18 protein-coding genes are annotated in these 17,583 nt (G+C 41.3%); 9 read left to right on the forward strand and 9 right to left on the reverse strand.

Annotated elements, in window-relative coordinates:
• Positions 1 to 154: 154 nt before the first annotated feature.
• On the forward strand, positions 155 to 967 hold the full coding sequence (locus tag AACT52_RS13005) for a GDSL-type esterase/lipase family protein (RefSeq protein ID WP_073626680.1): 813 nt from the start codon (positions 155 to 157) through the stop codon (positions 965 to 967).
• On the opposite strand, the gene AACT52_RS13010 is transcribed toward AACT52_RS13005, so the two are convergent.
• Positions 939 to 1,625: a Uma2 family endonuclease gene (locus AACT52_RS13010; RefSeq protein WP_073626682.1), complete on the reverse strand. Its 687-nt coding sequence runs from the start codon at positions 1,623 to 1,625 to the stop codon at positions 939 to 941. The genes AACT52_RS13005 and AACT52_RS13010 overlap by 29 nt on opposite strands.
• Positions 1,626 to 1,932: 307 nt before the next feature.
• On the opposite strand from AACT52_RS13010, the gene glcD reads away from it, so the two are divergent.
• Entirely contained in the window at positions 1,933 to 3,411 is a 1,479-nt protein-coding gene (glcD, locus tag AACT52_RS13015) for a glycolate oxidase subunit GlcD (RefSeq protein WP_073626684.1), read from the forward strand.
• A 219-nt stretch (positions 3,412 to 3,630) separates the two neighbouring features.
• On the opposite strand, the gene AACT52_RS13020 is transcribed toward glcD, so the two are convergent.
• The gene (locus AACT52_RS13020; protein WP_073626686.1) at positions 3,631 to 3,936 is read right to left on the reverse strand and encodes a P-II family nitrogen regulator; all 306 of its coding nucleotides are present in this window, start codon (positions 3,934 to 3,936) and stop codon (positions 3,631 to 3,633) included.
• 666 nt (positions 3,937 to 4,602) lie between these two features.
• On the opposite strand from AACT52_RS13020, the gene AACT52_RS13025 reads away from it, so the two are divergent.
• From AACT52_RS13025 to AACT52_RS13045, 5 genes are all read left to right on the forward strand, one after another.
• Positions 4,603 to 5,823, forward strand: coding sequence for an RNA-guided endonuclease InsQ/TnpB family protein (locus AACT52_RS13025; protein ID WP_073626690.1), 1,221 nt, complete (start codon positions 4,603 to 4,605; stop codon positions 5,821 to 5,823).
• 108 nt (positions 5,824 to 5,931) lie between these two features.
• A complete protein-coding gene (locus AACT52_RS13030; protein ID WP_073626692.1) occupies positions 5,932 to 6,189 on the forward strand; it encodes a hypothetical protein in 258 nt (85 codons plus the stop codon).
• 487 nt (positions 6,190 to 6,676) lie between these two features.
• Positions 6,677 to 7,501 (forward strand): hypothetical protein, encoded by an 825-nt coding sequence (locus tag AACT52_RS13035; RefSeq protein ID WP_073626694.1) that lies wholly within the window; start codon positions 6,677 to 6,679, stop codon positions 7,499 to 7,501.
• A 27-nt stretch (positions 7,502 to 7,528) separates the two neighbouring features.
• Complete coding sequence (locus AACT52_RS13040) at positions 7,529 to 8,203, forward strand: alpha-ketoglutarate-dependent dioxygenase AlkB family protein (RefSeq protein ID WP_233153762.1); 675 nt, start codon at positions 7,529 to 7,531, stop codon at positions 8,201 to 8,203.
• A gap of 144 nt (positions 8,204 to 8,347) precedes the next feature.
• Complete coding sequence (locus AACT52_RS13045) at positions 8,348 to 9,517, forward strand: homocysteine biosynthesis protein (protein ID WP_073626696.1); 1,170 nt, start codon at positions 8,348 to 8,350, stop codon at positions 9,515 to 9,517.
• A 68-nt stretch (positions 9,518 to 9,585) separates the two neighbouring features.
• On the opposite strand, the gene AACT52_RS13050 is transcribed toward AACT52_RS13045, so the two are convergent.
• Positions 9,586 to 10,590 carry a hypothetical protein gene (locus tag AACT52_RS13050; RefSeq protein WP_073626698.1) on the reverse strand — a complete coding sequence of 335 codons (1,005 nt, stop codon included), beginning with the start codon at positions 10,588 to 10,590 and terminating at the stop codon, positions 9,586 to 9,588.
• Positions 10,591 to 10,963: 373 nt separating this feature from the next.
• On the opposite strand from AACT52_RS13050, the gene AACT52_RS13055 reads away from it, so the two are divergent.
• Complete coding sequence (locus tag AACT52_RS13055) at positions 10,964 to 11,827, forward strand: tetratricopeptide repeat protein (protein WP_073626808.1); 864 nt, start codon at positions 10,964 to 10,966, stop codon at positions 11,825 to 11,827.
• Between the two features lie 66 nt (positions 11,828 to 11,893).
• Here AACT52_RS13055 and AACT52_RS13060 read toward each other — a convergent pair whose 3' ends face one another.
• From AACT52_RS13060 to AACT52_RS13080, 6 genes are all read right to left on the reverse strand, one after another.
• Positions 11,894 to 12,514 (reverse strand): TMEM165/GDT1 family protein, encoded by a 621-nt coding sequence (locus AACT52_RS13060; protein WP_073626810.1) that lies wholly within the window; start codon positions 12,512 to 12,514, stop codon positions 11,894 to 11,896.
• Positions 12,515 to 12,944: 430 nt separating this feature from the next.
• Positions 12,945 to 13,538 (reverse strand): Uma2 family endonuclease, encoded by a 594-nt coding sequence (locus AACT52_RS13065; RefSeq protein WP_073626700.1) that lies wholly within the window; start codon positions 13,536 to 13,538, stop codon positions 12,945 to 12,947.
• Positions 13,539 to 13,624: 86 nt separating this feature from the next.
• A complete protein-coding gene (locus AACT52_RS41360) occupies positions 13,625 to 13,762 on the reverse strand; it encodes a hypothetical protein (protein WP_233153763.1) in 138 nt (45 codons plus the stop codon).
• A gap of 11 nt (positions 13,763 to 13,773) precedes the next feature.
• The gene (locus AACT52_RS13070) at positions 13,774 to 15,501 is read right to left on the reverse strand and encodes a succinate dehydrogenase/fumarate reductase flavoprotein subunit (protein WP_073626702.1); all 1,728 of its coding nucleotides are present in this window, start codon (positions 15,499 to 15,501) and stop codon (positions 13,774 to 13,776) included.
• Positions 15,502 to 15,745: 244 nt separating this feature from the next.
• Positions 15,746 to 16,060, reverse strand: coding sequence for a hypothetical protein (locus AACT52_RS13075; RefSeq protein WP_073626704.1), 315 nt, complete (start codon positions 16,058 to 16,060; stop codon positions 15,746 to 15,748).
• 297 nt (positions 16,061 to 16,357) lie between these two features.
• On the reverse strand, positions 16,358 to 16,738 hold the full coding sequence (locus AACT52_RS13080) for a hypothetical protein (RefSeq protein WP_073626706.1): 381 nt from the start codon (positions 16,736 to 16,738) through the stop codon (positions 16,358 to 16,360).
• A 157-nt stretch (positions 16,739 to 16,895) separates the two neighbouring features.
• On the opposite strand from AACT52_RS13080, the gene AACT52_RS13085 reads away from it, so the two are divergent.
• Positions 16,896 to 17,573, forward strand: coding sequence for an SDR family oxidoreductase (locus AACT52_RS13085; RefSeq protein ID WP_073626708.1), 678 nt, complete (start codon positions 16,896 to 16,898; stop codon positions 17,571 to 17,573).
• The last annotated feature ends 10 nt before the right edge of the window (positions 17,574 to 17,583 follow it).

Consider the following 17,583-nt stretch of genomic DNA (forward strand, 5'->3'; position numbering starts at 1 on the left):
GTAAATGTGCTAATCTTATCTAAATAATCTGTTAAAGTACATCAATTCAAATAAAAAATGTCCTCATGCTTATTATGAGTCATGAGCTATTTTTATTGAACAAGAAAGAACGCAGAACTAAAAGAAAAGGCAAGGTATTTATTTAACCAAAAATATGAACGAGAAAGCCACAATCTTATTACTGTTTACTTCTTCAATACTGAATCTTTTATTTTTTTTGATTAGTATTTTATTTTTTATTAAAAAAGGTGGTTTTCAATATTTATCTAAAAAAGTTTATCGGAAAAAATCTGAAAAAGAATATTACGATCCATACTATCTCCATAAAAAAAGTCAGTTTGAATTGCTGCCTAAATCCCATTTAGGCATTATTTTTTTAGGAGATAGTTTGACTGAAGAAGGTCAATGGTCAGAGTTATTAGAAAACCCTAATATAAAAAACCGTGGTATTGGTGGTGACACAACAGATTTGATATTAAATCGCCTAGACACGATATTAGCGTCGCAACCTGAGAAAGTTTTTTTAATGGCAGGTATTAATGATCTGCTTGGTATAAATAAGACTGTTAAAACTATAGAACAAATCATACTTGTATACTCTGCTATTTTGACTGAGTTTCAAAACAAACTCCCGAATACAGAAGTATTTATTCAAAGCGTCTTACCAGTGAATAACAAGACGACTCGTTACTGGCAAGATAACAATAATATACTACAGCTAAATTTACATCTGAAAAATCTAGCGAAAGAGTTTTCTTATCAATATATAGACGTTTATTCTCATTTATCGGATTCAGAGCATAAATTAGATATTTCTTATACAGAGGATGGACTGCATTTAAATGGTCGAGGATATTTAAAGTGGAAAAAAGCTATTGAGGAATATGTGAACGCTCCCTGTACAAACGTTTCAGAAAATATTTCTACCGAAGAGGTTTTCACAGAGTATCAGGGTCAATCCCTATAGCCCGTAGTCTTTCTGCTAGCAATTGAGCACGATGTTCTGCTTGAGAAGCACGCTCATCTCCAGTTGGGACAACAACACGATCTTGATAACACCAACGTAACCAAACATCTTCCCTACCTTCAAATTGTCCTCGCCAAAGTGTCAAACCTAACCCAACTTGCTCTAGCCAAGTTTCTGTCGTTTCAAAGTAGCGCCTTCCCCTAAGTTCATAAATCCGTAACGCTTCCTCTCCTAATTGGTGAGTGGGGTCATATACGATGTAGTAACTCACTCGCATATGTTCATAAATTCCTAGTTTTTTCCCTAGTTCATCACCTTCTTTGTTTGAGACAATTTCAATTGCAACTTCTGGAGGCTTGCCAAAACGCCAAACCATATAACAACGATTTTGCTTCTCCCACCAATTTTCAAGGACTTGGGCATCTAAGCTGAGGAAAACATCGGGTACTATGGGAGGCTGAAGGTCTGTATAATAAATGCCAACATTGGCTTCAGCTAGAAAAGTTTGATTTTGTAAAGAACTGTAAAGAGAGCCAACTAAGAGACGTTGTTGTTTAGCAGAAGCAAAATTATCCACAGGCGTGTCATCTTCAGTTATTAGCTGGTTGGCATCTGGGACATAGTAATCATCATTATTGATTAAAAATTGCTCCACCATAAGTTTATCCACCACTTAAGAGCGCTATATCTAGGTTAGTTGATTGGGAAGCAGAGCTTATTAGTCTGTCAAGCTGTAAATGCAACTCTTCTCTCGCTTGCCTATTTTTGTTGCAAGAACAGCCGTTAACCGCAATCTTTGGCATCCTATGATAAATACAGCACATGGTAGAGTAAGTACTTGTCTTGTACAGCTATGGATAAGTTCTATGTAGCAGTAGACCCAGATAATATATAAATTATTAGCACCTACTGTAGCTGCATCTTTATCGGGAGTCAGGAAATCTCTCCCTAGGACAAAACCACCTATGCTCACCCAAGACAAACAACAACGCAACTGGAAACCCATCATCAAACAATTTGAGGCTGTGGTTGGCAAAAATGGCGTAGTCCAACGCCGCGAAGAACTCATTACATACGAGTGCGATGGTTTAACTAGCTATCGTGAGCGTCCGGCTGTGGTAGTATTGCCAAGAACCACAGAACAAGTTGCAGAGGTAGTGAAGATATGCGATCGCCACTCCATCCCCTTCATCGCACGCGGTTCTGGTACGGGTTTATCTGGTGGCGCGTTACCAGTCGAGAATTGCGTTTTGATTGTCACTTCTTTAATGCGGCAAATATTTAAAGTTGATTTGGAAAATCAGCAAGTTATTGTGCAGCCGGGAGTGATTAACAGTTGGGTAACACAAACTGTGAGTGGTGCTGGGTTTTACTACGCTCCCGATCCTTCCAGCCAAATCATTTGCTCAATTGGCGGTAACGTGGCGGAAAACTCTGGTGGGGTGCATTGTTTGAAGTACGGTGTCACAACCAACCACGTTTTGGGATTGAAACTCGTCCTTCCTGATGGTTCAATTGTAGATGTGGGGGGACAAATTCCTGAAATGCCTGGTTATGACTTAACAGGTGTATTTGTAGGTTCTGAAGGGACACTAGGAATTGCTACAGAAATTACTTTGCGAATTCTCAAAAGTGCAGAATCAATTTGTGTGCTTTTAGCAGACTTTACCAGCATTGAAGCAGCAGGTGCAACTGTTTCCGATATCATCAGCGCCGGAATTATTCCTGGTGGTATGGAAATTATGGATAACCTCAGCATCAATGCTGTGGAAGATGTGGTTTGCACGAATTGTTATCCCCGTGATGCTGCTGCTATTTTATTAGTAGAAATCGACGGTTTAGCTGTAGAAGTTGCGGAAAATAAACAGCGCATTGCGGAAATTTGTAAAAAGAACGGTGCGCGAAACATCACAATTGCCACTGATGCAGAACAACGCTTGAAAGTGTGGAAAGGACGTAAAGCAGCTTTTGCTGCAGCAGGTCATGTCAGTCCAGATTATTATGTACAAGATGGTGTTATTCCACGCACTCAGTTATCCTACGTATTAGCAGAAATTGAAGCATTAAGTCTGAAATATGGGTATCGGATTGCTAATGTATTTCATGCTGGTGATGGCAATCTTCACCCATTGATTCTGTTTGATAATTCCATTCCTGGTGAATTAGAAAAGGTAGAAGAAGTCGGAGGAGAAATTCTTAAGCTTTGTGTCAAAGTCGGCGGTAGCATTTCTGGAGAACATGGCATAGGTGCAGATAAAAAGTGCTATATGCCGGAAATGTTCACAGAAGCTGATTTAGAAACTATGCAATGGGTACGACAAGCATTTAATGCTAAAGGTTTGGCGAATCCAGGTAAGATTTTTCCAACTCCACGCACTTGTGGTGAAGCAGCAAACGCTATGGGTGAGATTGCTAAAAAGTTTGAGGCGGTGGAAAGATTTTAGGGATTTCCAACAAATAAATTACCCCCTAACAGTGGGGTGGGCCGGAAAGCCCGCCCAGTTAATAGGACGGGCTAGAAGCCCATCCCACAAAAAAAGTTGGATATTTTTTAATTTGGTTAATTTGGAACTCTCTTAGCAAAGCGCAAAGGCGCAAAGTATAGTACCTTTGCGTCTTTGCGCGAAATAATTAAAAATTTTGTCAAAAAATTTGTCAACAAGTTAAAAGAAAGCTTCTACATTGTGTCGATAGGCGATCAAAGCGTGTCCGCCCCGCTCGTCTTTCAGTGCCGATAAAATAGCATCAGATGCTTCTAATGAAACAATGGTCTTGATTTCAATATTGGTGTTGTAGGCTGCCATATCTCCCAAGCGTCTTCCATGCCCACCCTCACCCTGTACTTGATTAATGGTGTAGCCGCTGACATCATGGCTTTTCAGCAGCTTGACAATACGGTCTTTCAGCACTGTTTCACCAATGATGGTGATCAGGACGGCGCGTTCGACGGGACTAGCTGAGTTTGACATGGAGAACTCCACAGAATAGGTTTTGGCTTTTAAAGCTTAAGTTTTTGTCGCGCAGGTCAATGGCTTTACCAAGAATCTGGTTTAACTTGGATTGCTTTAGAAAAGCCGCAAAGCTGTGTAAACAATAGTCTAGTTGCAAAAATATTACAGACTTTTTAAGGTTTTCTGAAATAACTTAACATTCTGTTACTATTATCTACTGAGTATCTTTGCTTAGTCAAGTAGTAACTGAGTATTTTTGCTTGACTCAGCGATAAGTGCTGCTTACCTCTGGCTGGTTTTCTGTTCCACTGCTGTTAGCGTTATCAGCCTCGATCCCTCATTTTACCCCTACAATGCACAGTAGCGAGTGAATCAATTAGCTTAAAGAGATAGATGACCGAAAATCGGAGGGCGCAAGCCCCTAAATTCCATTTATGGGGATAAGCCCGATGGGGACTTTAGTCCCCGTCCAAAGCTTTCTATCAATTCGCTAATACTAATACCTCTGTTATTAGCTTCTTTTTTCATACTTGCCCAAGCTGTTGGAGTTACAACAATCTGATGCCTTTCCTTCACTTCATCATATAAAACTGGTATATTTTTTAATCGTTTTTTTGTTGCTATCTATAGTTATTGTGTGTATACTAAATATTAATATAGCAAGATAAAGGAGGTGATTCAAGAGTGTTGGTACTAGAATATAAAGCTGTAGTGATAAATACTCAAGCTCAAGCCATAAACGAAGCTATACGTACAAGTCAGTTTGTACGAAACAAAGTCCTAAGATATTGGATGGATAATCGTGGCATTGGAAAGAAAGAGCTTTATCAGTACAACACTCAATTACGTGCTGAATACGCGTTTGTTAAGGATTTGAACAGTCACGCAACTCAAGCATCTGTAGAGAATGTAGAACGAGCCATTAACCGATTTTTTGATAATTGTAAAAACAAAAAACCGGGGAAGAAAGGGTATCCACGCTTTAAAAAAGATAGCCGTTCTGTTGAATACAAAACATCAGGATGGAAATTGCATTCATCTAAACGTCGCATAACTTTTTCAGACAACAAAGGTATAGGGGAACTCAAGTTACTCGGAAAATGGGATATTCACACATATCCTATAGAACTAATTAAGCGAGTTAGGATTGTCCGTAGAGCCGATGGGTTTTATGTTCAATTCTGTGTCAAGGTGGATAACAAGCAAGACGCACCCACTGCCACATCTGAAATAGGTATTGATGTTGGACTACAGTACTTTTATTCTGATAGCAATGGGCATCATGAAGAAAACCCAAGATTCCTTAGAAAATCTGAAAAAGAGATAAAACGAGCGCAACGTAAGATTTACAAGAAGGAAAAAGGGTCATCTGGTAGGAGGAAAGCACGTTCCGTCTATGCGCGTAAGCATTTGAGAGTAACAAGACAGAGGAATGAACACGCGAAGAGACTCGCGCGTAACTTATGCCTAGCTAGCGCTAAGGTAGTTTTGGAAGACTTGAATGTAAGCGGGTTGGTAAAAAATCACAAACTAGCCAAAAGTATAAGTGATGCATCTTGGTATAACTTTCGTCAATGGGTCGAATACTTTGGTGCAAAGTTTGGACGGACAATAGTTGCAGTTCCTCCACATTTCACATCTGTTGAGTGTGCTAATTGTGGCAAAAAAGTTCAGAAGTCGTTAAGCACACGTACTCATTCATGTCCAAGCTGTGGATATATTGAGCAACGAGATGTGAATGCAGCTAAGGTGATTTTAAGTCGTGCAAACGAGCAGTTCGGAGGAGGGTTTCCCTCCGTAAGAAACTGCGGTGCTAGGGATGGGCAGTCCCAAAGTAACGCTAGTGGAGTTGTAGCCTCTACTTGTGTTGGTCGTAAGACCTGCACAGGCAAGCGACGACGATGAGACTAGAATCCCCCGCCTTTAGGCGTGGGGAGTGTCAAATAGGTGAAAAACATCTATCCGGACATTACGATGCAATTATCAAACTGAATAACCCGAGAGGATTGGGATTTGCAGCGTAATACAGCGTTGCACTTGCAACTGCAACAGACAACTCACATTGGAGTCAGACAGATGGATATTCAAGTTGCTACCAAGTATTACATTGCCAACAAGCCAGTACAGCATAAAGCTTTAGGTTTAATGCTGATCGTCGATTTGTACCCATCCAGAGTTGGCACTGTGGGTGTGAAACTTCCTAACGGTGTAGTTATGAATTGCGAACTGAAGTTTCTGGATGAACCAGATAAAACAGCTAAAAACCTTTAGGCTTTGGAAGAATCAGGTTTATTCGCACGTTAACTCGTTCCCAGGCTAAAAGTTTGAGGAAGTGGAAAGATTTTAGTTTCATGCAAAGGCGCGAAGTATACCTTGCGTCTTTGCGACGGCAGTCGCCTGGGGAGGGAAACCCTCCTGCAGCGCTGCCTCGTCTTTACACAAAATAATTAAAATTTGTGAGCATTGCCTTCAACAGGCGCTCCGCGTTATCGCTCTTTTGGTGTGGAGTGGGCAATGCGTTTGCAAAAAGAGGGTGAGCCTCACCATAGTCTATTCATGAGTCGTGCCATCTAGCATAGTAGCTAGTCATGCTTACTCTTAAATAGTACTAACTATGGTAAATTTACTGAAAATACTTACTCATTTTTCATATTAAGATATACATTACTTTAGCTTTGTTTTACAATTTTTTTACTTTTTTAACTTTCTTTAGGACATCCTGGACTTGAACCAGTAGAGTTCCCAAAGAAGGATAGATATGCAAAATAATTTTCATAATTTAGGTGTATTTAGAACTGACTTCAATTACCTTGAAGAAGTATACGGCAGTTGTCTAAACAAGTATCACATAAATCCAAAGTACAAAGATTTCCGTCGCACCCTAAATGATATTAGTAATGGTAGAAAAATATTAGAACATAACGAAGAAGTAGACATTTACATAGCTCTCTATGGCGCACATCATTACTACAAATTAACCAGTGCTTTTGATACGTTAGATTTATCGAAATTTATAGGAAAGCCACTTGAGATTTTTAGTTATGGTTGTGGTCCCGCAACTGATACGTGTGTTTTAATCAGTTATCTAGCCTCGAAAAAAATAAATTTAAGCATAAACAGTCTTACTCTGATTGAACCTTCTGCTGCTTCACTTGATCGAGGAGAACAATATGTACAGTCCGCCCTAATACATAAGCAAGCAGGTTTAAAGATTAGGATAGTCAACAAAAAACTTGACAATTTGGATATTACCGATGTTAGATCTCAATCTCAAACTATAAAGCTTCATGTATTTTCCAACATTCTTGATATTGAACATATAAACCTAAAGCATTTGGCTAATATCCTAAACATTTCTCAAAAGGGTTCTAATTATTTTATATGCGTAAGCCCTAATTTTTATAGTGCTAGAAAACGTATTGATAATTTTCGTAGTATAATGGCTACTTTATTTGAGATATCGGACATATCAATGCTTGATGAAGCCGTTAGGGGTAGACTTTGGTTAATGACAGCAAGATGTTTTGTTAATAATCAAGGGATAGGTAGGTATCAAAGGATTTTTATGACATATGTAAGTTAAGTTAATATCCAAAGTTTGGAGTTTAGAATGCAAGATTATATGGGAAATCAATTGAGCCTTAACTTATTTAGTAACCAAGAGTTGAGTACTAAACCAATACTTGACGTTATAACGATGGCTGATGGTAAACCTCTACCAGATGGAGAGGTGATTATATATCGGAGTTTCTTTAATGGGTTAGAAAGTAACCAACTCTTCAAAGAATTATTTGGCAGCATAAATTGGCGACAAGATAAGATGAAGATTTTTGGTAAAGAAGTTGACTTGCCAAGATTGACAGCTTGGTATGGAGACGGGGGTAAATCTTATACCTATTCAGGAATTACCATGAATCCGGAAGCTTGGACACCTATACTACTTTTAATAAAAGAAAGAATTGAAGAGGTTGCACAAGAAAAGTTTAACAGTGTCCTTATCAATCTTTATCGGAATGGAAAGGATTACGTGTCATGGCACAGCGATGATGAGCCAGAACTAGGAAGAAACCCAATTATCGCTTCGGTAAGTTTTGGACAAAGTAGGCGTTTTCAACTTAAGCATAAATTGAACAAAGATTTAGAGAAAGTTGAAATAACCCTAACTCATGGTAGTCTTCTGCTCATGAAAGGCTCAACACAACATTTTTGGCATCACCAAATACCAAAGACATCTAAACAATTAAAAGAAAGAATAAATCTAACATTTAGAGTGATAAAGCAATAGTAACGTAGGATGTGTGATTGAAACGTGTAATACACTATTCATCCAAATTATATGCGTGCGTTCCAACACGCTCTACTGAGTAGGTACATTAAATAACCCAGCCTCTATCAATAACTCACGTTCCTTGATCCCATACATTTTTATATGCGAACCATTGCGGAAATAAATGACAAAATCAGCCGCAAGCAAGCGGTAGTCTTGACCGCTCTTGAATTAAAAGCAAGAGTTGCAGAAGTCGGTGTTACTAAAGTTGCTAAGGAAGTTGATGTCATCACCACTGGCACTTTTGAACCGATGGAGTCTAGCGGTGCAATTATTAATTTAGGACATACTGACCCGCCGATAAAAATCCGCCGTTGCTGGTTAGATGGAGTACCCGCATACTCTGGTTTTGGCGCAGTAGATTTGTACTTGGGTGCAAGTTGTGCGGTGGAGGTGATGGACGGGGAAGAAGTCCGGGAACGCGGTGGCGGTCATGTTATTGAAGATTTGATAGCTGGTAAAGCCGTACACGTACGATCGCTAGGACAAGTTACAGATTGTTATCCTAGAGCAAGTTTTGAAACGACGATTACCCGTGAGACGATAAACCAGTTTTATTTATTCAATCCCCGCAATCTTTATCAAAATTTTATAGTAGGTGTGAATGGGGGCGATCGCCCACTTTACACATACCTCGGTCCTTTACAACCGCGTTTGAGCAATGCTGTTTACTCTAACCCTGGTGCCATCTCCCCCCTATTCAACGACCCAGATCTGCAGCTTGTTGGAATTGGGACGCGAATTTTCCTAGGCGGCGGTATTGGTTATGTTGCTTGGGAAGGTACGCAGCACTTTCCCTTACAAAAGCGCTTACCCAATCGTACACCTATTGGTCCGGCTGCGACTTTGTCTTTAATTGGTGATGCCAAGCAAATGGATGCTCGTTGGGTGCGTGGGTGTTACTTCAAGAGTTACGGTCCTTCTTTGATGTTGGGAGTGGGTGTACCACTCCCGGTGTTGAACGAAGAAGTCGTTGCAAGATGTGCAGTTCAAGATAAAGATTTGGTAGCCCCGATAGTAGACTTTTCTATTCCCCGGCGCGTCCGTCCTACCTTTGGTTTAGTAAGTTACACCCAACTCAAATCAGGGCGGATCACCATAGAAGGCAGAACTGTGCGCGTTGCACCGCTTGCAAGTGTATTTCTCTCCAAGCAAGTTGCTGTGGAGTTGAAACAATGGATTTCATCAGGTGATTTTACCTTAACAGAGCCTGTAGCCCCAATTGAGATGGAGCGGTCTTTTCTTCCGCAAGACCGTTGGACGGAGTTTTAATAAACAAAGAACAGAGAACAGAGAAAAATAAAGAATTTTTTTATTCTTCATTCTTCTCTATTCATTCTTTATTGTTCGGGTGGCTTCGGACGCTTGACGGGCTTAGGAACGGGTTTTGTAGATACAGGTTTTGACGCCGCAGAGGAGTCGCCTATTTTCCGCACTGGACGCGGAGTTTCGCCATTGCGTTGTCTTGGGGGAAATGGTTTTCTTCCACTAGGACGACGACCCCCACCGCCCCCTGGTCTTCGTTGTGGTGGTCTGCGCTTTTTGGGTAAATCAGCGATCGCCTCAGCGCTTTCTACAACTAATTCGTCAGCTTCCCGCTGGACTTTCAAGTCCCAAAACTTACTAACTGCTTTAGTTTCAAGCTTACCTTTAATTTTCAACTTGAAATACTTTGGTTTGTCATCTTGTTTGCGGGCAGCCTGTTTAATTTTGACCACCAAGTGTTCACCTTCAAAAGATTGATAAACGACCTCGCCACGAACAGAAAAACCACCATCTGGAACTTCTGATGAGGGTACGAGGGCACTTGATGAACCATTAGCGGGTGTTTGCAAATCTTCTGTAGCTGAATCTTCTTCATCATCAGCTGTTTGATGTTTAGCTAAATTTTCTGGTTCCCAAACTCCTACAATTTGTACGTGCAATTTATCGTTTTCCTGCCGAGTACGGGGATAAACGACCCACAGATGTTCTTTTTCCAAGTCCAAATGATTTTTAACTAAACTCATAATCCGACCCAGAAGGACAGCATCGAGTTCTGCGCCATCTGAGGTGAACATTGTACCTTGAGTGAATTGTTCACTGCTGGCAACGTAACGACCTCGTACTAAGCCAATGGCTCGGTACTGCATTGGTTCACTAGGAGGTGGAATCGGTTCCAGCCGATTTACTAAGTTTTCATCATTGGCAGTATTGGCAGTTTCATTTGAGATTACAGGCGAATCTTCTGCTTGAGAAGCTGGGTTCGCTGCATTTACATTCGTAGCTGCATCATTGCTGTTTAAAGCTTCTTTAGAAGCAGCTGAGTTGGACGATTCGGGCGACGGCATCAGGTCGGAAGTCATAAAAACTCCTTGCGGCGGAGACACATCCCATTGTGGGATTTTACGAAGGCAGCTGGAAAGAGCGTTTGTGCGGCGCTTGTAAGTATATTTCCTTTCAAGACAACCTATCTCAACGCTCTGTGGGATACTAAAGACGCGAAATTTCGCATACACGCACTAAATTTGTAATTTAGCGCCTTTACACTAGTTTCGGAAGCATAACATAGCTAAAATTCAGACTATTCCTCCTAAAGTCAACACTTACATGGATTGCGTACATTGCTTTTTGTTATAAAATTCACAAACAATTCACGGCATTCCGCAAAGTTTTTAAAATTTTTAACTTTCATGTTTTCTGTAAACGATAATGTCATTAGAGTTTAAGGACGGTTTTGTGTCTAAACCTCGCAATCGCTGGATAGTCAATGTGATTTTGGTGCTGGCACTTCTTGCTTTTGTCGGAGTTTCAGTAGTACCGCTCATTGGAGCGTTTAATCAAACGCAAAGCTCAACCCAACAGTCCGCAAACGCAAGAAGTGGTTCCCCTTCCTCTGATCAAAAATCAAAGCTGGAAGATGCAGCACGGGGTTATGAACAGGTTTTGCAGCGAGAAAGCGACAACCAAACGGCGCTGCGAGGCTTGCTTGAGACTCGTTTACAGTTACTCAGCTTAGGTGTCGGTGAGATCAAGAGCGTTATTGAACCTTTAGAAAAGTTAGCAAAGCTGAATCCAGAACAAACAAGATATGCAGTGCTGCTGGCTCAAGCTAAGCAGCAAATTGGCGACAAGGAAGGAGCTGCTCAAGCTTACCGTTCTGTTCTGCAAAATAAACCTGGCAACCTTGATGCTTTACAAGGAATGGTTGCTCTCCTGCTGGCTCAAGGTCGCCCCGAAGCAGCTGTTGGTTTGCTGCAAGATACTCTCAATACTGCAACCCAAGCAAATAAAGTTCAGCCTGGAAGTGTCGATACAGTTGCTGTACAAGTGCTATTGGGCAACGTACACGCCTCCCAAAAACGCTATGATCAAGCTCTTACTGCTTATGACCAGGCAATAAAGAACGATCCACAGGATTTTCGTCCCGCATTAGCCAAGGCGATGCTCCTCAAAAAACAGGGCAAAACTGACGAAGCAAAAACTTTGTTTACCAAAGCTGCGGCTTTAGCACCAACCCAATACAGAGACGAAATTAATAAGCAAGCAAGTGAATCCTCCTCTCCTACTCCAACGCCAACGCCAAATAGCAGCGCTAAGTAAAGAATGAAAAAGGAAGAAAGAAGAAAGAAGAAAAAAATTTTCATTCTTCTTTCTTCTTTCTTATTTTTATGCTCCCTCGATAGCGGCTACGACACCAAACAAAAGAAACAAAAATCCACCTATGAAGGTGAGTTTCCGCTCAGAAATTCGCCCTGCTAGCATTCTGCCACCAATAACAGCAACGGCTGCACAAATGGCGTGTCCCAAAATTGCACCCGTTGTTACTCCAATGGCATTATTTCCTGCGGCTAAAGCAATTGTGGCAATTTGTGTGCGATCGCCCCACTCTGCCATAAACGTCAGTACAAAGGCTTCTGTTAAAATTGCTAAAGCATTTTTCTTTTTCGGCAGTTGCATATCTGCCTGTTTCACTGCAGCTTCTGCCTCTTCTACAACTTCCTTATCACAACTAAAAGCAGGCATTCGACTTGCATCATAAAGCAGTTTAATTCCAAAGCCTAGAAATAAAGCTATCTCAGCGTGATGAATATAAACTTTTGGAAGTATCGAAACTGCTTGTCCTAAGACAACAGAAAGAATTGTCATTGCAGCTAAAGCGGCTATCACACCTGCAAAGACGAGCCGCCGCGAGTGATGCATCGCTAAAATCACGGCGATAAAAAATGTTTTATCACCTAGCTCGGAAACCGTAATTAATAACAAACCCGCAGTAAAAGCTGTTAACACTCTCTCAAGCTCCTTCAGGAATCTTTTGCCTGTGTGAGCTTGATGTGAGCGATGAGACTCCACCAAGCTCACACTTTTTTGTGTGAACTTAGTGAAGGTCTCACTTCCAAGAATTAATTTGCTCTCAACGGTCAGCCTTTGAGTACTTTTAGTATTCTCAAAGCTGAGAGCCTTACATTTCTCGTCACTTGAACCAGGCTTATTGCCAGTATGTTGACTCAAGTGTACTGGCTAATATGATTGCCAGCAGCTACTCCCCTTCTTTTGAGAAATTATACACCTATCCAAAGTTATAGTAAAGCAATGATCAGTTATTCAGTAAACAGTTACGCTCTTCGTGGTACATAACCATATGCTTACCGACCTAGCGTCACGCTACAGCATGCTCATCAGCCACTTGCTAACCCGTACTACCGAATAACTATTGTTGTCACGGCTTATTAATCACTCGTGGCAATATATCAGCAATTGTAATCATCAAGTTAGGAAAATTCAATGGTGAAATAATTGCCTCTTGTGAAAAAATCACTTCACTCTGATATTTCTCCTGAGTAGGTTCTCGAAAAACGTGGAGTTTACGGTTATTAACATCCACTACCCAATAATCTAGAATTCCTGATTGAGCGTAGGCTTTACCTTTAGTCTCGCAGTCGTATTTAAAGCTACTGTCTGCTACCTCAATAATCAAATAAACTTCTGAGGCTGTAGGATGGTGGTCAACGTAATCGAGTGGATCAACTTTTACCACAGCAATATCAGGTTCTGGTTCTGAAAAATCATTTAACTGGACTGGATCTTGAGTATGAACATCTACCTCTACCTTGCCTTGTAATTGCTCACGCAGAACATTAGCAATACGCCTGACAGTAGTAGTATGGATAGTTCCTTTTGCACTCATCTTAACAATCTGTCCTGCGATTAATTCCACTCGTTCTTCTGGGTGAAAAATTCCCAACTCTGCCATTTTATGGTATTCCTTCACTGTCCAAAGCCGAAGAGTGAAAGGCGCTTCTTTTGTCTGCATAGTTTATATACTTAACGCTTTTCTCAATGGAGATTGAAACTATCTTAGCGAGCCTTCTTTCCAAGAGATATAAGTAATCCTCCACTCTAACTTTTATTTTCTCCTGCACCAAAATCAACTAGAACTAACGGCTTATTTCCCACAGGTTTAATAATATTCTCAGGTTTAATATCTCTGTTAGAAACAAGCAAGGATGAAAATTTTTCATCCTTGAGCCTTGACACTTTAGCCTTTCCTAATACTTCCGTTCTTGTGGCTTAAACATGGTAATCGCCACTGGACGATATTGAAGATCAATTCCTGCTGGCGAATAATAAGCCATTGTGTGCTTCAAGAAGTTGGTATCATCCCGTTCGGGGTAATCTTCGCGGAAGTGAGCGCCGCGACTTTCCTGACGATTTAAGGCGGATTCTAGAATCATCCGCCCTACTACCATCAGGCTCCGCAATTCCAAAGCTTCCACGATTTCCGTATTCCAGCAACTGCCCTTATCATCTAAGTATATTTGTGAATACTTTTGTTGTAATTCTTCTATTTTCTTCAAACCTTCACGCATGAGTTCTTGTGTACGGAACACGCCGCAGTACTGAGTCATGTCATCTTGGAAGGCTTGGCGGACTTCGTTAATGCGGAGCTTTCCAGGCTGTTCTAGCAGAACCTGAATTTGTTGCTGAGCCTCAGTGATGTAGCGTTGCTCGTCCAGATTTGGTAACTTGCGTTTTTGCACAAATTGTGCTACACGAGCTCCGGTTCTTCGTCCATAAACCACACATTCCAACAACGAATTACTGCCGAGGCGATTTGCGCCATGTACGGAAACACAAGCAGTTTCCCCTGCGGCAAAGAAGCCATCAACCAGACCATCACCACTACTGCGGACTTGACCGTCGGTATTCACTGGGATACCACCCATGCAATAGTGAATGGTAGGGCGTACTGGCATAGGTTGAGTCACTGCGTCAACACCTACTAAGCGATGTGCTTCCTCCCAACAGAAGGGGACGCGGCTCATAATTTTTTCTTTACCCATATGCCGCAGGTCGAGATAAACAAACGGACCACCAGCACTACCATCGGGATGAACACCGCGACCTGCACGAATTTCGTAGGCGATCGCCCGTGAAGTAATATCACGCGGAGCAAGTTCCATGCGGCTGGGAGCATACCTTGCCATAAAGCGTTCTCCCTCAGAGTTGATCAGATACGCCCCTTCTCCGCGCACCGCTTCTGAAATCAGCACCCCTACCGGATACAACCCTGTGGGATGAAATTGCACAAATTCCATGTCTTCTAAGGGCAACCCAGCCAAAGCAGTCATTGCCAGACCATCACCAGTGGAAGCATAATCATTAGACGTGGTGTTGTAAACACGACCATAGCCACCAGTCGCAAACATCACCGCCTTAGCCCGCACCACTTCAATATGCCCATCCAAAATGTGGTACATCACCAGACCTTTCGCCTGACCCTCTTCCAAAATCAGGCGCATCACGTACCACTCTTGATAAATTTGCACACCATATCGCCGCAAATTGTTCACCAATTCGTGTAAAATTGCGTGACCAGTCTTATCAGCGGCGTAGCAAGTACGATTGTGGGAATGTCCGCCAAAAGCACGTTGAGCAATGCGACCATCGCTTAAACGCGAGAACAAAACGCCCATGTGTTCTAGATCAATCACCACATCTGGCGCTTCACGCGTAAGAATTTCCACTGCATCTTGATCCGCCAAATAATCGGAACCCTTGACAGTGTCGAAAGCATGAGCTTCCCAAGTGTCGGCTGAATCAACATTTTTCAGAGATGCAGCCATCCCACCTTGCGCCGCCACCGAGTGGGAACGAATCGGGTGGGTTTTGGCAACCACAGCCACATTCAAACTGGGGTCAGTGCGGGCAATTTCTACTGCAGCGCGACACCCAGCCAACCCACCTCCGACAATAATCACATCATGTTCAAGCATAATCAGCCACCCAGTGTAAAAAAAAGCTATAGCTTTTCTATTGTAGAAACGTGAAATGTCGCATCTCTAAAAAAAATTCCCCGCCAACAGACAGGGATATTGTTTTAATTGTGGATTTTGGAGTAGGGAGTTGTTAGTTGTAGAGACGCGCCATGGCGCGTCTCTACATTTGTTAGTTATTAGTTATTCTTTACCACTAACTATTAACCATTAACCAATAACCAGTCCTCTATCTAAAATCCCTTCAGCTAGTCGCTTGTACAGGTTGTTGTTGGGAAATATTGCCAGGCATTGGTTCCATTTTTGTCCCTGCTTCTATGGGAGACACCTCAATGTGATTTAGCAAGGTGGTTACGAAGGCAAAAAGCAAGAAAGGCAACGATAGTAGAACTACGAGCCCGACGGTGGCTAAAGCATAAACCGGTCGTCTAGCACCCATCAGCGCCAAAGCTGACGCCAAGCTTATCGTAATGGTAATCAACCAAATAATGATTTGACCGTAGATATCCCCGAAGGTAAGGGTACAGACAAACCGATACTTTTCAATTTTATTCGTCATAATTTGCCTCTAGCATCTCCTTAGGTTCTACCTTAGAACCATGTTTGGATTTCCGACGATTTTTAAATATTTTTGAAACAATTGTAATATCACTTTACAATTGTTTTCCATTTTTTCTCTAGGAACACGGCAATTTTACCTATAATTCATAAACTCTGAAACAGTTATAATAGAATCAAGGGTTATTTAATGAATAATATTATCTTAATTATGAATGAAGGCAATTATTTAAAAATTGCCATAGATTGCCATAAATAGAGTTACACCTTACACAGACACGGTTTGGATGAAAATTATCTAATTGTCAAGTTGGCGATGCCCTTGGGAGTTGCGCTCCGCGCGATCGCTCAGTTCTAGCTGTTTAATTTTCATCCGCAAATCAAAATCCTCACTACTGACAATTGTTTCTAAGTTAGCGATTCTTTGCTCTAACAGTTCTACTTTCTGCTGAGGCAAAGAGTTACTTTTTGATTTTTTGTCATCAGAACGCCACACAGCAGCTGTACCGACTGCTGCGCCTGTCAAAGTAGCTAAAGGTAGAATTGGACCACTTTTCGTAACCGCTGAAAGCGGAATACAAATTGCTAACATTCCCACAGCAATACCCCAAATTCTTGAGGTAGCAGCAACTCGTACATCTTGATGTTCTTCCAGGTCTTTTTTGAATTTTTTACCCATAAGTGTATTTTAGCGCCATTATCTAATACCTTGGCATGAACTTCTACAAAAGTACTTCCTACTATTGGATTAAGTACATTTACTTAGTAAAAAATAATTAAATAAGATTGCTGTATATTGATGAGTTGTTACACAATTGTTACTTAAGAAAATATCTATGACAACGACATCCAACATTTTTATTGCTGGCGCTAGTCGCGGCGTTGGTTTAGAAATTGCCAAGCGTTTGACCCAACAACAGCTAAAGGTAAAAGCACTTCTTAGAACAGCAGCATCTCGTGCGGAACTAGAAGCAATGGGCATTAAGGTAGTTCTGGGAGACGCCTTAAATGTTGGCGATGTAGAACATGCCATACTGACAAATGAACCGATTCACGCGGTGATTAGTACAATTGGTAGTTTACCCAAAGACAGTGAAAAGGTAGATTATATAGGTAATAAAAATCTTATTGATGCAGCAGTCAAAGCAGGGGCAAAAAAATTTATTCTTGTTTCTTCTATTGGTAGTGGAAATAGTGTCGTTGCTTTGCCTCCCCAAGTTTTGCAAACATTAGGACCCGTTTTAGTAGAAAAGGAAAAAGCTGAAAAGCACTTGATTGAAAGTGGACTGACCTACACCATCATCCGTCCTGGTGGACTTGTGTCAGAACCAGCAACTGGAAATGGAGTTTTAACTGAAGAGCCACGCATTTCTGGTAGCATCCATCGTGCAGATGTTGCTGAGTTAGTTTGTCAATGTTTGAATTCTGAACGCGCCAACAATAAAGTTTTCTCAGCCGTAGACCGAAATATGCTGTTTGGGCAACCTGAGTTTGAGGAATTTAGCTTGAATTAGTTATTAGTCA

The organism is Scytonema sp. HK-05 (assembly GCF_963872035.1).
In the GTDB taxonomy this organism is placed as follows: domain Bacteria; phylum Cyanobacteriota; class Cyanobacteriia; order Cyanobacteriales; family Nostocaceae; genus Kalymmatonema.